This is a genomic window from Candidatus Brocadia sapporoensis (genome assembly GCF_001753675.2).
GTDB classification, from domain to species: domain Bacteria; phylum Planctomycetota; class Brocadiia; order Brocadiales; family Brocadiaceae; genus Brocadia; species Brocadia sapporoensis.
This window is the reverse complement of the sequence record NZ_MJUW02000019.1, coordinates 74,118-90,587: the sequence shown is the minus strand read 5'-3', so window position 1 is coordinate 90,587 and position 16,470 is coordinate 74,118. Positions and strand designations below refer to the sequence as shown.

Annotated in this window: 15 protein-coding genes; 2 read left to right on the top strand and 13 right to left on the bottom strand. The window is 42.7% G+C overall.

The features are described 5' to 3' along the window. Nucleotides 1-17: 17 nt before the first annotated feature. A complete protein-coding gene (locus BIY37_RS01430) occupies nucleotides 18-1,073 on the bottom strand; it encodes an APC family permease (RefSeq protein WP_070066058.1) in 1,056 nt (351 codons plus the stop codon). 141 nt (nucleotides 1,074-1,214) lie between these two features. On the opposite strand from BIY37_RS01430, the gene BIY37_RS01425 reads away from it, so the two are divergent. Together BIY37_RS01425 and BIY37_RS01420 are read left to right on the top strand one after the other, a co-directional pair. Continuing rightward, the gene (locus BIY37_RS01425; protein ID WP_070066057.1) at nucleotides 1,215-2,159 is read left to right on the top strand and encodes a tetratricopeptide repeat protein; all 945 of its coding nucleotides are present in this window, start codon (nucleotides 1,215-1,217) and stop codon (nucleotides 2,157-2,159) included. Between the two features lie 73 nt (nucleotides 2,160-2,232). Beyond that, the gene (locus tag BIY37_RS01420) at nucleotides 2,233-3,474 is read left to right on the top strand and encodes an anhydro-N-acetylmuramic acid kinase (RefSeq protein WP_070066056.1); all 1,242 of its coding nucleotides are present in this window, start codon (nucleotides 2,233-2,235) and stop codon (nucleotides 3,472-3,474) included. 92 nt (nucleotides 3,475-3,566) lie between these two features. Here BIY37_RS01420 and rd (BIY37_RS01415) read toward each other — a convergent pair whose 3' ends face one another. The 12 genes from rd (BIY37_RS01415) to BIY37_RS01355 form a co-directional block, all read right to left on the bottom strand. Next, nucleotides 3,567-3,725 (bottom strand): rubredoxin, encoded by a 159-nt coding sequence (gene rd / locus BIY37_RS01415; protein WP_070066067.1) that lies wholly within the window; start codon nucleotides 3,723-3,725, stop codon nucleotides 3,567-3,569. Nucleotides 3,726-3,976: 251 nt separating this feature from the next. Further along, a complete protein-coding gene (locus BIY37_RS01410) occupies nucleotides 3,977-5,209 on the bottom strand; it encodes an NAD(P)/FAD-dependent oxidoreductase (RefSeq protein WP_230402403.1) in 1,233 nt (410 codons plus the stop codon). Between the two features lie 63 nt (nucleotides 5,210-5,272). Next, complete coding sequence (rd, locus tag BIY37_RS01405) at nucleotides 5,273-5,431, bottom strand: rubredoxin (RefSeq protein WP_070066055.1); 159 nt, start codon at nucleotides 5,429-5,431, stop codon at nucleotides 5,273-5,275. 64 nt (nucleotides 5,432-5,495) lie between these two features. Next, nucleotides 5,496-7,367, bottom strand: a complete 1,872-nt coding sequence (locus BIY37_RS01400; protein ID WP_070066054.1) for a chloride channel protein — start codon at nucleotides 7,365-7,367, stop codon at nucleotides 5,496-5,498. Between the two features lie 392 nt (nucleotides 7,368-7,759). Beyond that, nucleotides 7,760-8,218 (bottom strand): protein tyrosine phosphatase family protein, encoded by a 459-nt coding sequence (locus tag BIY37_RS01395; protein WP_070066053.1) that lies wholly within the window; start codon nucleotides 8,216-8,218, stop codon nucleotides 7,760-7,762. A 90-nt stretch (nucleotides 8,219-8,308) separates the two neighbouring features. Then, nucleotides 8,309-8,722, bottom strand: a complete 414-nt coding sequence (locus BIY37_RS01390; RefSeq protein WP_070066052.1) for a DsrE/DsrF/DrsH-like family protein — start codon at nucleotides 8,720-8,722, stop codon at nucleotides 8,309-8,311. A 2-nt stretch (nucleotides 8,723-8,724) separates the two neighbouring features. Further along, on the bottom strand, nucleotides 8,725-9,207 hold the full coding sequence (locus tag BIY37_RS01385) for a hemerythrin domain-containing protein (RefSeq protein WP_230402402.1): 483 nt from the start codon (nucleotides 9,205-9,207) through the stop codon (nucleotides 8,725-8,727). 225 nt (nucleotides 9,208-9,432) lie between these two features. Then, nucleotides 9,433-11,091: a multiheme c-type cytochrome gene (locus tag BIY37_RS01380; protein WP_070066050.1), complete on the bottom strand. Its 1,659-nt coding sequence runs from the start codon at nucleotides 11,089-11,091 to the stop codon at nucleotides 9,433-9,435. Nucleotides 11,092-11,192: 101 nt separating this feature from the next. Further along, nucleotides 11,193-11,537 (bottom strand): DUF488 domain-containing protein, encoded by a 345-nt coding sequence (locus BIY37_RS01375; RefSeq protein ID WP_070066049.1) that lies wholly within the window; start codon nucleotides 11,535-11,537, stop codon nucleotides 11,193-11,195. A 291-nt stretch (nucleotides 11,538-11,828) separates the two neighbouring features. Next, nucleotides 11,829-12,683 carry an aldo/keto reductase gene (locus BIY37_RS01370; RefSeq protein WP_070066048.1) on the bottom strand — a complete coding sequence of 285 codons (855 nt, stop codon included), beginning with the start codon at nucleotides 12,681-12,683 and terminating at the stop codon, nucleotides 11,829-11,831. Between the two features lie 34 nt (nucleotides 12,684-12,717). Further along, on the bottom strand, nucleotides 12,718-12,978 hold the full coding sequence (locus BIY37_RS01365) for a DUF2024 family protein (RefSeq protein ID WP_070066065.1): 261 nt from the start codon (nucleotides 12,976-12,978) through the stop codon (nucleotides 12,718-12,720). Nucleotides 12,979-13,399: 421 nt separating this feature from the next. Next, nucleotides 13,400-16,276, bottom strand: a complete 2,877-nt coding sequence (locus BIY37_RS01355; RefSeq protein ID WP_070066046.1) for a B12-binding domain-containing radical SAM protein — start codon at nucleotides 16,274-16,276, stop codon at nucleotides 13,400-13,402. Between the last annotated feature and the right edge of the window lie 194 nt (nucleotides 16,277-16,470).

Sequence of the window (16,470 nt, the reverse complement as noted above, 5' to 3'; positions counted from 1 at the left end):
CCCTTGTATTTGCTGGCTTAGCAGCTCATACACCCCTCGAATTGCGAAGGTCGGGTTAATATCAGCGTTAAACCAGCGTTGAGGACAATAGCCCAATATGGAGTCCGATGTGTTCGATGTAACCTGGAAAATATTCGGGGAAGAAATCCGTCAACAGAAAGTACATAGAGACTCCTGGGGCTGGTCAGTGCAATTCCGGCATTGATACCTCCAATGGAAAACAAAGCCCCCGCTCCGATAAGGATACCTCCGGCCTTCCCCATAAAATGCTGTGCTGCGTCTGCCAAAGGCCTATCAGATGAGGCGAGTGCGGGGAACGTCCCTGCAGCTACAATCTGAATAATAACAAACAAACCCGTAGCAATCATGAGCACAAAAAGCAGTACGCGCGGGATATCCCTGCGAGGATGTTGCATCTCTCCTGCCGGTACTGCAATAAACTCGAAACCGGTATAAGCATAAAAAGCCATGATAATTGCTGCATGAAAATTTCCACGATAGGGTATTGTCTGCCATTCACGATACTCTGTTGCTGCAAGGAAATGGTTTCCCTGGATAAAAAACACTCCTACGCCAACGAAGATAAGCAAAGACAGGAGTTTTCCCACGGTAAAAAAATTAATAATGCTTGATCCTGGTTTTACCCCAAAATAATTCATGGCGCTTAACCCTCCTATGAGGAGCGTAGTCAGGGCGTTACTTACCCATAGGTGCCCTGTGGGGAGAAAATATCCTGCATACAGCGAAAATCCGCTGGCGACCGACGCCCAACCGATGATGGATGAAAGCCACATCATCCAACCCACCAAAAAACCCGCAAATGGACCAAATGCCTCTCTGGTATAGAGGTACGCCCCTCCGGTTGCATGGTACATGCCGCCCATCTCTGCAAAGCACAGGGCAATAGCAAAACAAAGTATTCCACATACAACAAACACCCATACGGCATTACGTCCGGCAAGACCGGAGATCTGACCTGGCAACAAAAAAATGCCGGCGCCAATCACGCTGTTAATTCCCAAGCAGGTCACGTCAAAAAATCTTAAAGACCTCTTTAATCCATGATTTTGCATATAAGATTGCTTTCAATAATGCCTTATAATTTCAGATTGACGAATGCTTATTATACTATATAATTTGTTTTTTGCGGTTTTATTCTGAATTTTTGCATTCTTTTATTATTTCCATTTTTCTAAGAAAGAGCATAAATAAATATGAGTTACAATAGGTGGCACACGCATTTTCTGTTTTTCGTAACGGTGTATCTTTTATGTAGCAATATTGGGTGCGGTAAAAAAGAATCAGACACACAACCATCCGCAGCCCAACAAAAGGCTGCAGTTAAGTTTGAAGGAGATGTGCCTTCTGTCCACAAAAAAACGATGGCAGACGAAGAGATTGAGAAAAACAAAAGACTCCTGGAGTTGAATCCAAACGATGCAATGTCCCATTATAATCTGGGATTATTATATGATGAAAAGGGCATGCTTGACGAATCCCTGGCTTCTTATAAAAAGGCATCGGAACTCAACACCTCGATGGTTGAGTCTCTTGTTGGACAGGGTAACATCCTTAATAAAAAAGGTAAACCGGATGAAGCCATCGAGCTTTTTAAAAAGGCTATTGACATTAACTCTCATTATGCGGAAGCCTATGAGGGTCTCGGTCTCGTGTATGTCCATAAAAAACAAGAAGAAGATGCAATCAGGTCATTTAAGCAGGCTATTGAAATTAACCCGGGCCTGGCAAATTCACGATACCATCTTGGTATCCTCTATGCAAAAAAGACGCAATTTCATGAAGCGATTGCAGAATGGACAAAGGCTATAGAAATCAATCCGCAAAAGACAGAGATATACTACAACCTTGGCATTGCCTATACGAAGCTTGGAAAATTGGACGATGCTATTTCTGTTTGGCAAAAGGCATTGGCCGTTCGACCGGACATGGCAGACTTTCATTATGTGATAGGACTCGTGTATAAAGAGAAGGGAGACTTTGACAAGGCCGAAGCCGCTCTGAAAAAGGCACTGGAGGTTAATCCCAATATGGCGGAGGTACACAAAGTGCTTGAAGAATTGTACCGCTCCAAGGGATTACTTGGCGATGCAGACCGCGAAGCGGAGCTTTATAAAAGCTCTTCCAGCCCACATCATTAAGCATGAATAAAATTAACCCTGACAGGGTTGGCTCATGACCTGCTTTTTTGGGATGTTTTGGTAAGAGCAAAAAATGGCCGGAACCCTTGCGAATAAGATCTTACAAATACAGCAGAAAAATCCCAAAAAGGTCATTGGCCTTATGTCGGGAACGTCTGCAGATGGTATAGACGCCTGCCTTGTAGAAATCTCCGGGAACGGCATTCATACAAAGATACATATTCTGGATTTTGAAACCTACCCTTATGATAATGCTACACGAACTGCTATCTTTGAAACTTGCAATCTTACAACAGGTACCGTTGATAAGGTCTGCTATTTAAATTTTTATCTTGGGAAACTTTTTGCAAACGCAGCAAAATCCCTTGTAAAGAAAACGAGTGCCTCTCTTGCAGATATTGATTTTATCGGCTCACACGGACAGACAATTTATCATCTGCCGGATAAGGCAATTATTGATACGACACGCGATTTAAAAAAAGATCTTTGGGGCTTGCCTTTTCTTCCCTCGACATTACAAATTGGCGAACCTTCTGTTATTGCTCAGGAAACCGGCATTACTACCGTGGCAGATTTCCGCCCAAGAGATGTCGCAGCCGGAGGACAAGGAGCCCCTCTTGTACCGTATGCAGACTTTATCCTTTTCCGGGACAAAGAAAAAGGGCGTGCCCTGCAAAATATTGGTGGAATTGCTAACGTTACTTTTCTGCCCTCCAACTGCAGTATAGATGAAATTGTCGCCTTCGACACAGGTCCGGGAAATATGGTAATCGATCACATTACGCAGATTGTTTCAAACAACAGACATCATTTTGATGACGGGGGTAAACTCGCTGCAAGAGGAAAAGTAAATGATCGGCTTTTAGCTAGCCTTCTTGCCCATCCATATATCTCAAAGCCGCCTCCAAAGAGCACGGGACGGGAAGAATTCGGGAAGCCTTTTGCGGACAATCTTTACAAAAATGCCGTCCTTTCCGGTATTGAAGACATGGATATCCTGGCAACGGCAACTGCCTTTACAGCCCGCACCATCGCAGATAGTTACAAGCAATGGATTTTAACAAAACACCACATCTCCGAGATAATCATTTCCGGCGGCGGAATCCACAATGCCACACTTATAAAATTTCTTATTCATTACCTTCCTTCCACCATGAAAATATATCCTATCAGTGACTTTGGCATTGCATCCAACGCTAAGGAAGCCCTTGCTTTTGCTATCCTTGCCAATGAAACGATCTCTGGAAACCCCAATAATATCCCCAGTGTTACAGGGGCGAAGGAAGCAGTTATTATGGGAAAGATTACCTTGTAGTAGGGCATCTGCAAAAAGCTTTAACCTTAATCTTATTGAACCTGATTCAAGCGCCTTCTCTGCAGGTGATTTCTTTCCTTCATTTTACCATTTTAAATTTTTTCAAATTGATCCTGCGGCGCCCCACATTCTGGACAGACCCAATCAGCAGGCAAATCCTCGAAACGAGTGCCAGGGCTTACCCCATGATCAGGGTCTCCAGCTTTCGGATCATAGATATAATCACAAATAATACATCTGTATTTTTCCATTTTTAAACCATCCTCCTCTTTCTCTGAATTTATTAACTGTGAATATACGCTGTCATTTGAAGATCTTGCTAAGTCATGCAAATACTATTTTTCTCATCCATACGCCCATGCCCTGATACCATCATCCGCATAGTTCATCTTTCGAGATTCTGCTTTTATCCAGATACAGAAAGACTGAGTGCCGTGCAATACGGAATGAGAGGTATCTTTTTCATATGCTCATCCTTTTACTCCATTTCAGTTTTAACATTCTAATAAGTTATCCACTTCCTACTCTCTTTTCTTAAAAGAAAGATGTGTCTTTCCTGAATGGCTGTTTTCAGAAGACTCCCTAAAAAACCAACAAAGGTAATTTTTTTCGAGAGCGGAAGCGCCAGCCATCCAATAGCAAGATGCCTTCCGAGACTGACAACCTCTCCCAAGACCTTCGGGCGATACGGCCTTCTCACGCCCCCAAAAATAGTTGCGTAGATATTGTTTGCTACCAATCGCCCTTGCTGTAATGCAAATTGGGCAGCGGCTGGAACCGGCTCTTTTGTATAAGGGTTCAGCGCAAGGGCATTGTCACCAATGGCATAAACAAAAAGATTCCCTTCTACTTGAAGAAACTCATCAACAATAATGCGTCCTAATTGCCCAGTTTTCATTCCACTTTCCTTCACGAGTTCCTGGATCCGAATGCCTCCCGTCCAGATCACGGTCCTGGTTCTCAGCACTTCACCCGAGGAAAGCACAACCGTGTCCGGAGTTCGACTATCAATTTTTGTACCTGTTATAATTTTTATACCTCTTTCCAGGAGTTTTTTGTGAATCCGCATTGCAAAGGATTCATCCATTTTAGGCACTACGCGGGAGCCAGATTCAATGATAATGATTTCAACCTCATGAGGATTCACCTGATAATTACGTGTACACTGAGCAACGTGGTCAGCAAGTTCGGCAGCGAATTCTACCCCTGACAAACCACCTCCGCCGATGACAAACCGAAGTGTGTCTCTTCGCCGCTCCTCATTTGGTTCTGTTGCTGCATAAGCACAGAGTTGACTAATAGAGTCATAGATTTGTTGAGCATCTCTCAACGTCTGAAGCGGGAAAGAGCTTTCCTGCAATCCAGGGATATTGTAAAAATTTGCCTGACTTCCGAGCGCTATTACCAGATAATTAAATGATAAAGACCGATTTCCCATGCGAACGATATGCCCAATGGAATCAATCCGGGTTGCTTCTCCAAGATGAAAAATGATATTTTGTCTTTGTATAATGCGATCAATCGGAATTGATATCTCTGTCTTACGGACAGCGGCCTCATGCAATTGTGTCTTGAGCGTATGGTAAGGATTTCTATCAATTAGATGAATCTGATATTCAGGATGCAGACGGAATAACCTTGCCAACCTCAGCGCAGCCGTAATTCCCCCGTAACCGGCTCCCATCACAACAATATTTTTTTTGGCTTCCATGACTGATGCTTTAGAATCTTCCATAGATAAACTTGCTCACCGCATGAGCAATCAAAGAGCCCTCTTTTGTTTATTCATTTCATAATATCAAATTTGTTCAAATTGTTCTTTTGGAGCACCACATTGAGGACAGACCCAAGTATCGGGCAGATTCTGAAAACTGGTGCCAGGACTAATTCCATTGTCAGGATCACCAAATTTTGGGTCGTAGATATATCCACAGATCATGCATTTGTATCTATCCATTTTTTAACTCCTTCTCATATTTCCCGTGTAAAATAATTCATAATCAAACACCCCGCAGATGCGTTTAATGAGCACGATGCCGGATTGCCGCACGGCGGGTTACTGCCAGATCGTAAGCGCACGCAATATCAGAATTACACAGTAATCCTACTAAACGACGCGAATTGTCACGGGCAACGACCGGTAACTGGCTTACGTTTCTCATCCCGATACGCTGCAATGCCGTGCCAATCGTTTCGTCGGGATATGCCAAAAGCAACTCGCGCGTACAAACTTCACCAACGGTACGTATCAAACCATTATCATCGCCTTGTACGCGATCAATATCTTGCACCGTGATAATACCAGTCAATTCACCAGCATCGTCAAGCACTGGCAAACCGTGATACCTTTTCCGCACGAGCAAATCAATTGCCACCGTTAACGAATCGGATTCTCGTAAAGTATCGATCTCCGTCTTCATGACCTTCTCAATGGTAATAGTTTCCAACACGTCAACATCGCGTCCCCGCTGCAGGCGTATACCTTTACGAGTCAGTCCCAACGTATATACTGAATCGTGTTGTAAATGCCATGAAATAAACAGACTCACGTTTACGGCAGCTATCAGCGGCAGAATAATCCGGTAATCGTTGGTCATTTCAAAGAGCAGAATAAACGAGGTAATTGGCGCATGTATTGTGCCTGCAAAAACTGCAGCCATCCCTACCATTGCAAAGGCAGGCGGCGAAATGTTAAGAGAAGGGAAAAACTGTTGTACAATCAGTCCGTAAGCGCCTCCAAGCGTAGCGCCGGCAAAAAGGGAAGGAGCAAATACTCCACCGTGAAAACCGCCGCTAATACAAATCGGCGTTAATACCAGCCTGGATAATGCCAGCGAAAGTAGGAGGGGTACCGTTAGCGGTTTGCCGTTTAAAATGTTTTCAATGGTTGCATAACCTGCACCAAATATCTGCGGCAGATACATTCCAACAAGGCCTACGGATATACCTGCAACTGCTGGCTTGAGCCAGCGTGGCGCATTCCATTTATCAAAAATACCGCGCGTAAAATGATGCAAACGAATATAGAATGCTGCACTGAGTCCGGACAGCACACCTAACCCAAAATAGAGCGGCAGTTCCCATGCGGAGTTAAAAGCATATGCAGGGATGTGAAATGCAGGTTGACGCCCTGACACAGCCTGAGTAAACACAGATGAAATCACAGATGCCAGTGTTACTACCCCGAAGGCGTTTACACTTAATTCGCCTATAATGATTTCTAAGGCAAAAAATATGCCGGCAATGGGCGCATTGAATGCCGCGGCAACCCCACCAGCAGCGCCCGATGCAACGAGTGCACGAATCCGTTCATCAGAAAGTCGCAAGATCTGGCCAAACATAGATCCTAAGTATGCACCAATCTGAATGGATGGGTCTGCAGATCCCACTGAAGCGCCAGAACCGAGGGATAATGCAGCGGCAACTGTTTTGGTTGGTATTTTTCGATACGGCAGTCGTCCGCCTCCCAATGCTACAGATTCCATAATACCCGCTATGCCCACATATCGTTCCTTACCGATAAAAAAATGAGAAATCAGTCCAACAGCGAGACCGCCAAGGACGGGTATAAAGAAGATCATCCAATTTCCTATATAACCCAGGACGGTTCCAATCCTATCAAATCCGGCCCAATTTGCCATATCCTGAAAAAACCGAAGAGCAACTTCTTTCTTATGCAAAAGACCCAAAGGCGTATCTATCCCCCCGAATGCGTATTGATATATCGCATTAAACAGTTGCTTGAAGAGCCATACTCCTATACCGGTCACCAGGCCAACAAGTATTGCTATTACAGCAAGAGCAACCGATTCGGAGAATTGTTGACGATTAAGCCAGCGTATAATCTTACCGAAAGAAAATAGCCCTGTTTTTGTCCAGATATATGTCAACATACTTTAGTGATAAGGAATTTCAAAGTTTTTTCTTGTGTATTCACTCACCCCAAAATTCCCTCCCGGGAGGGAATTTTGGGGTGAGTGAATAGTCGTTGGGTTTTTCTCTTTTAAAACCCAACCTAGTTTATAGCGTGTATGTTTTTAATGATCAATATTCACAAAATTTACAAGCAGTGAATATTCTGTTTGATAAATAGGGTGGCACGAACAAACTCCGTTTGTCCGTGCCACCCCGTCAAATTATGATATGTCTATATCACGTTCACAATTCACACAGTGTAAGCCTCTTGGGTATACATTATGGCCACGACATCTGGCGATGCCATTCGTCGTATCTTCGGAATTTTGATACAGGGAGTTCAGTGCCTCTGCGTGGGGCTACCGTGCGACTAATCAACTTTCTTATGCAGGTCAATGTAGTTTATAAAGAATGCTTTTAACTGCGGCACATCACACGAAAAACCTATCGACATGGCCTTCTGTAGCGCCTCCTCACCCGTAAGTTCCTCTTTTAACGCCGAATACATCATCGTAAAAGCCCCAGCACGTTTTCCCGTATGGCAATGAACTAATACCGGCGCCGGGAGAAGCTCTATTTCTCTACGAAATTGATCGACCAGTTCCGGCTTAATTCCTTCTTTCATCGACACCGGAATATGCAGGTATTTCATTCCCAGTTTTTGAACTAAATCTCCCTCGTCTTTCGGAGAAAGAGGCTGTTCATCTTCCCCGGTAGCGCGGAGATTAACCACCGACTTAAATCCCTGTTGCGGTAGTTTTTTTATTTCTTCTTCGGATGGCTGACTCGATGATATAACCTTATCGCTAATTTTAATTCGATCTTTCATAAGAACCTCCGCCTCCATTCAAAACGATACATATATACACGACGGTATTATCCACTCAACCGTTGATCTCTATTTCTTTCAGAAGCAAAATTAAATAAACAGAAGTTGGTCCTGGCTAGCTTCCACAAGAAATGTGGTTAGTCCCATACTCTTATCAACCTCATTTACAAGTTCGTCCCGGGCTATATTTAGCAAGCCCATAGAATTGGTACAAACATAAAACTTTGCCCCCAGCGTTTTTGCTTCCAATAGGAGTTTTGATATTTCCTGCATGTGTCCTTTTTTCATATGATCTTCCAGAAGTTTCTTATGAGACTGACCCTCTACATCAAGCTGGAATTCAGATTTTCCTTTTATCAAATATGGCAACGACCAATACGTAAAGAAACATTTTGTATCTCTGCCCAAAGCCAATGCTACCAGTACAAGAGAAAAACCGTGAAAGACGCGGTCATAAGAACCGCTATGAAAAATTATAGACAAACCCTTCGTGTCAGTTTCCACTTCTATTTTTTCCTTATAGTTTCTGCCCAATCTAACAAGGATACGCCCGCCTTTCTTGCGGTGGCAAGTTTCTCGCTTAAAGCATCTACTTCATTTTTGCTCAATCTTTCGGAAAGTATTGACAGACCGTCGCAGTTTGAAACATGAATCAGCAGCGCTCTTGCCGCAGAAACAGCCAGCTTTGCCTCTTCATCCGTCAGACAATCTTTCTTTAACAACTCAGCACAAGAACGTGCAGTGGCTATTACGCCATCGTGCTCTGTGAGTAATTGATCGACATATTCACCTAAAAATACCCGCAATGTTGGATAAAGCACCTCTTCTTCGTATCTGAAATGTGGACCGACAAGCACATTTATCGTATCAAGTATTTTTCTTGCCTTAACAACATCTTTTGATTGTAATGCCCCCATTAATTCAAGCAATCCGTCCCTGACTTTCCTGTGATCTTCCCTGAATTCGGCGATTGGATCTAATTTTACCATTCCGATCATCCTCCCTTCTCAAATTCTTTTTATTTTGGAAATCCAACTGCGTATCAATAAAAGTAACTTTTTCATCCACCACACAACCCTTCTGCAAAGGTTGGCACAACTTCCTCAACCTGATACATTCATTATCTATCTGATAGGGACACGTCCAGCTCATATATTTCTCAATGCCTCCAAATTCATTTGTGAATTCTTTCTTCAACGGTAGCGACAATCTGTCTATTCATGATAGCGGTATTTATATGTAGACGTTAAGGCATTGATTTCTTCTTCAGAAAGCCCTTTCATCCACAAATGTTCTTTCTGGTTCAACAACTCCTCAATTTTTTGCTCGTATTTTGCCTTCAACAAATCATTCTTTTTTGCAGCGGCGGTAATTACCGCCGGCAAAAATTTCATATAATAGTGCTTTGCTACCTCATACATGCCATGCCAGTGTGTGTAATCCGGACCCATCATGCTTGCCCCGTGTCTCGCTCTTCTGCCTTCATGATGCCATAATTCCCAGAAAACCCATTGTACTTCTTGTTCAAATGGGGCCTTTGGATTAACAACTCCGTCTTCTTCCAACGAATTCATCATTGCCTGCGCAGGCTTTGCAAACTTTTCGTCGTAGAGTTTTACAAGGTTGTCATATTGTTGATAAAAATTATTAACGTGAGTTTGATTATGGCAATTTTTACATACCCCTTTCATTTTTTCACGCCGTTCTTGCCAAGTCACAATTTTAGCAACACGTTTTGAAACGACCTTGTCGACCAACTTTTCCTCCTGCACGATTTTTTCAGTCACCAGAACTTCTTCACCAATCTCCGGCAATTTTCTTGCTTCAGGATAGTCTTCCTTAAAACCATCGTCGTATATCACTAAATTTATCTTCGTGCTGACAACGGGTCGTAATGTCCAACTAATTCGCTCTCCAACATCATGATTGTTTGCTGTATGTTGCCCTTCTGATGTCATATAACTGCTGATATGGCAAGTAGTACACGTCGGAGCAGCAGTGTAATCTCTTCCTAACACCCATTCACCTTCTTTATCCAGCGCCATGCGGTTAATATTGGCGGTATACGCAATCCCATGCTTGGATTCGCGATAAATCTCCATCTGAGGATGGTCAGGCCCCATGTGACATTTACCACAATTTTCAGGCGCTCTGGACAATTTTGCCTCAAAGGAATGTCTCGAGTGACATGCATGACACGAACCTTTTGAACCATCAGGGTTTAACCGGCCTATTCCACTGTTTGGCCATGTATTAGGGTCAATTATTGGCTTCCCTTCTTCCCGCAATATTTGCCCCGTATCAGCGCGCATAAATTTTATAATGCTTCCATGGCATTGTAAACAACCGATAACATTATCTGCATTATTACCGGGGAGACCAATAACTTTATCGGCAAGTATATTGTCAAGACTATCAAGGATTTCGCCGGCTTTTGCATGATGACTTCTTGAAAATTCTTTATACTCAGTCATGTGACAACTTGAGCAGTCTTTTGGTGTAACCAATGTCGAAATCAGGGCTCCCATATGCTGCCAGGCATCTATTTCTCCAGCGTTGGCCTTGTGACAATCAACGCATCCCACCCCTTTTTGGGCATGAGACGATTGCTTCCATTCCATTACCAGTGCGGGCGCCAGGGTCTCATGGCATTCTACACACATTTTATTCGCAGCCGTCACAATCGGGCTTGGTCTTACATCGAGCGGGTATTGTTTTTCAATGGCTTTCTCCAGTATATAGGAAAACTTTTCAGCCAATACATGTCCCTCTTTGTAGAATCCACTAGCTTTCGCGCATATGTCGCCTAAAACTAACAGTCCCAGGAATAAAAACAGCCGATAAATCTTTAGCGAGTTTGTTTTGTTGCACATACGCTTAATTCTCCCATCCCTGTGAGCCATTTTTCAAAAGATTTGCTAAAAAGAGTAAAATTATTAAAAACCAATTTTCTTTAGATATGGATAATCCCAAATCACTTCTTTTTTAATATCTCTAAAAGCACTTGTGCATTGTTTCTTTCTTCATCTTTTGCAGCATACAACAAAGTAACCTTTCTGTTTTTCCCTAAATCTATCAATTGTTTCAAAAGTTCGTTTTTATCTTTCAACTCTTTCTTATAACGACTTTTAAACTCCTGCCAGTGCTCTTCTTTATGGCCAAACCATTTGCGGAGATTATCACTGGGTGCTATTTCTTTCATCCAGTGGTCGATTTTGGCATCTTCTTTTTTAAGGCCACGCGGCCATAGATGATCAATCAGCACTCTTAGCCCGTCGTCTTCATCTGGTTTTTCGTAAATACGTTTTATTTTAAACATGGTAAATTGAAAACCTCCTTTCAATTCACATAATAAAAAACCTAGCTCTATTTTAGAACAATAATAATCATTTAACCGTTCCCTGTTTTCAAGATTTCACCGAGCCTTGTCTAAATTCTTTTATTCTTCTTTCGGAAAACAATCAAAATTGACATTGCTTTAGCTTTTCTGGAAATGCTTTTGTGCAATCTGCAGTGGCAATTTTTATGAATTGCCATTGCCGTGTATGACAATCACAACATTACGGGAATTTTTTTAAAAATCTAAAATGTTACCAAAATTACAAATCGTTTACGTCCCAGAATCAACAAATTCATTGTTTAGTCTGTCAATATCTTCCTGTCTTAATCTCCAGCCGATGGCGCCTAAATTTTGTTTAAGGTGTTCAATCTTTGTTGATTTCGTTATGACAACAATTCCCTTTTTAGAAATTAACCAATTTATCGCAATTTGAGACTGCGACTTGTTGTAATTTTTTGCAAGGTCATCTACAATTTTAAACCCGGGTTTTGCGAGTTCGCCCTTTGCAAGAGGTCTCCAGGCAATAATGAGAATATTGTTTTCCTGACAATAAGGAATTATTTTTGATTCCATATCATTCGTTACTCTACCCTTGTTTCTTACAAGCAGATTATATTGAATTTGATTTGCGGCAATTTTGTTTTTCGTATATTTCTGCGCTTCTTTTATTTGCTCAACCGCAAAATTACTTACCCCCATACATCTAATCAGTTTTTGCTCTATCAAAAAATCCATTGCCTTCATGGTTTCCTGCATTGGGATGTCCGGGTTTGGCGCATGAATCAGATATAAATCAATATAATCCGTATGTAGCCTCTGCAGGCTTCCCTTCGCTGAAGCAATTAAATTGTCGTAGCCTAAATGTTCCGGCGAAACCTTCGAAGTGATAAACAGACTCTTCCTGTCATAACCCCTGATTGCTCGCCCAATCAATTCTTCTGTATGACCCTGGGCATATGCTTCAGCAGTGTCAATATGTGTTATGCCAAGTTTGATTGCCGTTTCAATAGCAGAAACGTCTTCGTTGTCATGTGTCGTGTCTGCCAAATCTCCTCCGCCAATAGTCCATGTTCCAAGGCCTATAACAGGTACTGCAATTGTATCTGTCAGATTTTTGAATTCCATGCTTACCTCGCATTAAGATCAGAAAGACTGTTTCTCAATTGCACCCTTCCATTTCATAGATGAAGTAACCTTTTTCTGTAATGGCTTTTTCAACATTTTTTGGCGCCTCTTCCATGTGACAGAAGCGACATTCTTTTGTTGTGAGCGGTTGCCCCTCTTGTCCCACACTTTTTAGGTATTCGAGACCGTATTGAATAGCCTTTTCATGAGATTGGTCTTCCGGTACAATAATATCAAAATGCATCTTCATGCCATTTTTCTTTACAACGTGCGTATCATAAACAGACACTTTCATTGCCGCTCCTTTCAAGATGGGATTTAAAAATTTTCGGATGTTGGTCATTGATAGGCATAATAATGATATGCCCCATCCACCCGATTATGGCTTTGACACACCTTACCTTTTATTTTCTTTATGGCCTCTCCGATTATTTCTGTTTCTTTACCCAGAAATTTTGCCTTGTGTATATTACGTACCGTAACAGCTTTATTCACTGTAATAACAATCGCAATTTTTCTTTCATCTGCAAAATATAGTGGATAAGAACCAAGTGTTTCGAAGAATGACCCCACTCCGTTTTTAGTTGGAATATTTCGACTATTATCATAATACCATACTTTTATTGATTTACAACTTATTCAACTTGATTGCAAGACATCCCCGTGCATGGCCATTCATAAATGGGATTTCACGTTAAAAAAATCAAATATATACTTCAGCAGGATATCTTTCCCCTATCTATGCTACACACAAGGCATTGATTTTCGCCAAATGGTTGGCCAAAGAGCAATCTTTCAGAAATGGATTCATTACACACCGCACAGCGTGCACCATGCTGATTTTTTCTATAATATCCCAGGGTCTCTATCTGCGTACAGACGATTTCTTTCCTTCTCTCAAAACCGTAACAGGCCTTCAGGAATTCCTGCATATGAAAGCGTTTTGATACCATCATGAAAAGAGTAAATTCCGCAACCGGTTCTTCCCTTTGGCTGGCCTTGCAAATGCTTGCATAAAAAACAACTGCATTCTTCTTGTGTTTTGTATCCACCTTGAATACCGTCTGCCCGCCCCTCTTTAACAGGGTATGCCTGACATAATTTGCGTGCAGATATTCTCCCAATTTTTGCCGGAGGAAAGACTCCGTGAATTCTTTAGCGAAACATATCTTGTAAAGGATGCCATGCACATCCGGCATATCACCGGAATCTGAAACGAATTCCTTAATCCTGAATCCCCGGCAATATTTCTGTATATGGTTGACCCGCAGAGAAAGGAATTCATTGTTCAGCAGATCTTTTGACTTGTCCTCCGATAGAAACACCAGGTGATAAACATTAATGCCATGAGTAAAATCAGCAAAGGCTGCTTCTTCGGCAAAATCCCGTACATGCGCAGATGATGATTGATAATAGGGTATGACTTCTGGTATAGCGAGCATAAGAGCACGCGCAGCAGCCACACCAACAAATCGTTTCGGGACCAGTCGCAGGGAGGACTCAATCTCCACAACAACCCGCAAAACAAGCTTGTTACGCTTTCTCTCTGCAATCCTGAGAATTTCTTCTTTGAGAAATGGCTGGTTGACCGTGTGATGGATAAGTTTCCTTATATGTGCAGGCGTTGGACATGCCCCGCACCCCAGGCATTGTGCCTCGATGCGCGGACGACCCAGGCAATATTCACGTTCGTCAAAATGAATTGAACACCCATATTCTTCCCACAAAAATTTTTTTGAGATACCTGGATCGATATCGTCCCAGGGAAAGACGTATTCTTTTCCCTTTGCACAGAAATAGTTTTCTTCGGACAATCCCAGGTCTGTCAAATAGATACGCCAATTCCTGAGTAACTCCTTGGATACGGCATGGTAATACACAAACCCTTCCGTAATTGATGAACGAATAAGAGCGGGAGTTAGCCGTCTGTCTCCCATCGCCAGTAACTGTGTCAACCATATTTCCTCATAGGAAGCGCTTTCCCGGAATTCCATACCATGAAATTTGCATATACGCTCAACTTCCCTGCCGATTTTCTTTTTGTCTTCAATAGCCGTTAAGCACTCGTGAAATTGCAAGGGGGTATGCGGTGGATAATAGAGCGGTGTCAGGCTAAAAATCATGCGTACGTTACTATCCATCATCCTTTTCAAATCATCCAGCCGTTTCGCAAATCTTGCAAATTCGCTAAAATCCTCTGATTGTTCCAACCCCGTGCAGATCAAAAATATTTTCAGTTCCCGGATGCCCTTCTCAAAGAGGAATTCGCAGGCTTTATAGATCTGTTCTTCGGTAAGATTCTTGTGCAGGTAACGACGTAATCGTTCACTAATACCTTCCATTCCGCAGCTAACCGTCGTCTTTCCGATTATCTGCTGCACCTCGACAAGGAAGCGGTCCGCAGACAGCAAATCAAATCGCTGACTTTTCAGGCTGACGCTGCCCATTTCCCGATAAAAAGACAAGATCATGGGGTACAACTCTGTATGGGTATTAAAATTAAAACTGAAGAGGTTTACCGTATCAAGCCCTTGCTGCGCTTTTGCTGCTTTCAGCGCTTCCAAAAGCTTTGATAAGGACCGTTCACGGTATGGCTTTTTCTCCCAGCTTTCTGCGCAGAAAGAGCAGAAGCACGGGCATCCATTGCTGATTTGCAGACTTCCCGTACCAATGCTTTCGGTTTCATACCATATAGGACCAGACTCCAGGGTTCTCACCGGATCAAGGTCATACACCGTAGCGCTCTTTACCGGATATGACACATACGGTTCTTTTGGCGAAATCTCTATCAAACCGCCTTGAGTTTTTCCAGTTCCCACCCACATCTCCGGCCGGCTCTGTATAGTCATCTCATACCGATGTTCGTATTTGTCCGGTTCATAGAATCCATCGACCTTTCCATGACACGCACGTAAAATATCAGCTTTTCTGAGACCGGCAGATTTCCCCTTTTTTACAATCTCCAGAAATTGTTTTATAGAATACTCCCCTTCTCCAATAAATACGGCATCTACAAGTCCGTAATGATCTCCAAAACCCTGTTCTTTTATCGGACCATGTAATACCGAGGTAACTGCCGAACTTGCCCCCCCAAGCACAATAAATGGAATGTCCTGGTGCATCATGCGTTCGTTTTTGAAGAGTGGAATACCTGAAAAATGAAGTAGTTTTGGCAAGTTCAGTAATTCCAGGACAAAGGAATTGCTAATACCAAGCACATCAAACGCGCACGGAGGTTCTTTCGTGGTTGTACCACTCCAAAGAGGTATGTGGGCAGCCGTCATTATCCCGAGATCTTTGGGAGGGGGCAGGAAGGCGAAGTCGGTAAAGACTCCTTCGACCTCCTGAGCAATCTGAGCTACCAAAGGATGAGAAATTGAAACCGATACATCACGATATGTTGACAGCCTGCAAACCAGGAACCGTAGCTCTGCCTGATAAAACAAGGCTGGCTCCATGGTATTGGGTTCCTCCCCCTTCAACCACAAACCGGCCCGGGAAAGTAAATGATAGTTCTCATCATACCACCGCCGGATTTCCTGCGAGGATTTTAAGCAATCATGGGGTTTTATGGGAAACACGTTTGTTTGCATATCTCAAGGCGCTTTATAAATAGCAAGGGTTCGCTTTTCTCATAAGTAAGAACAGGTTGCGGTTGAATCATTTTAATCTTTTTCTCCTCGAACGGAGATACGCAACGTTTGCAACGAAAACGACATCACTCAACAACTCCTCAAATGTATAATGTATATAGATGCATTTTTACCCGCTTTTTGGTTGAATGTCT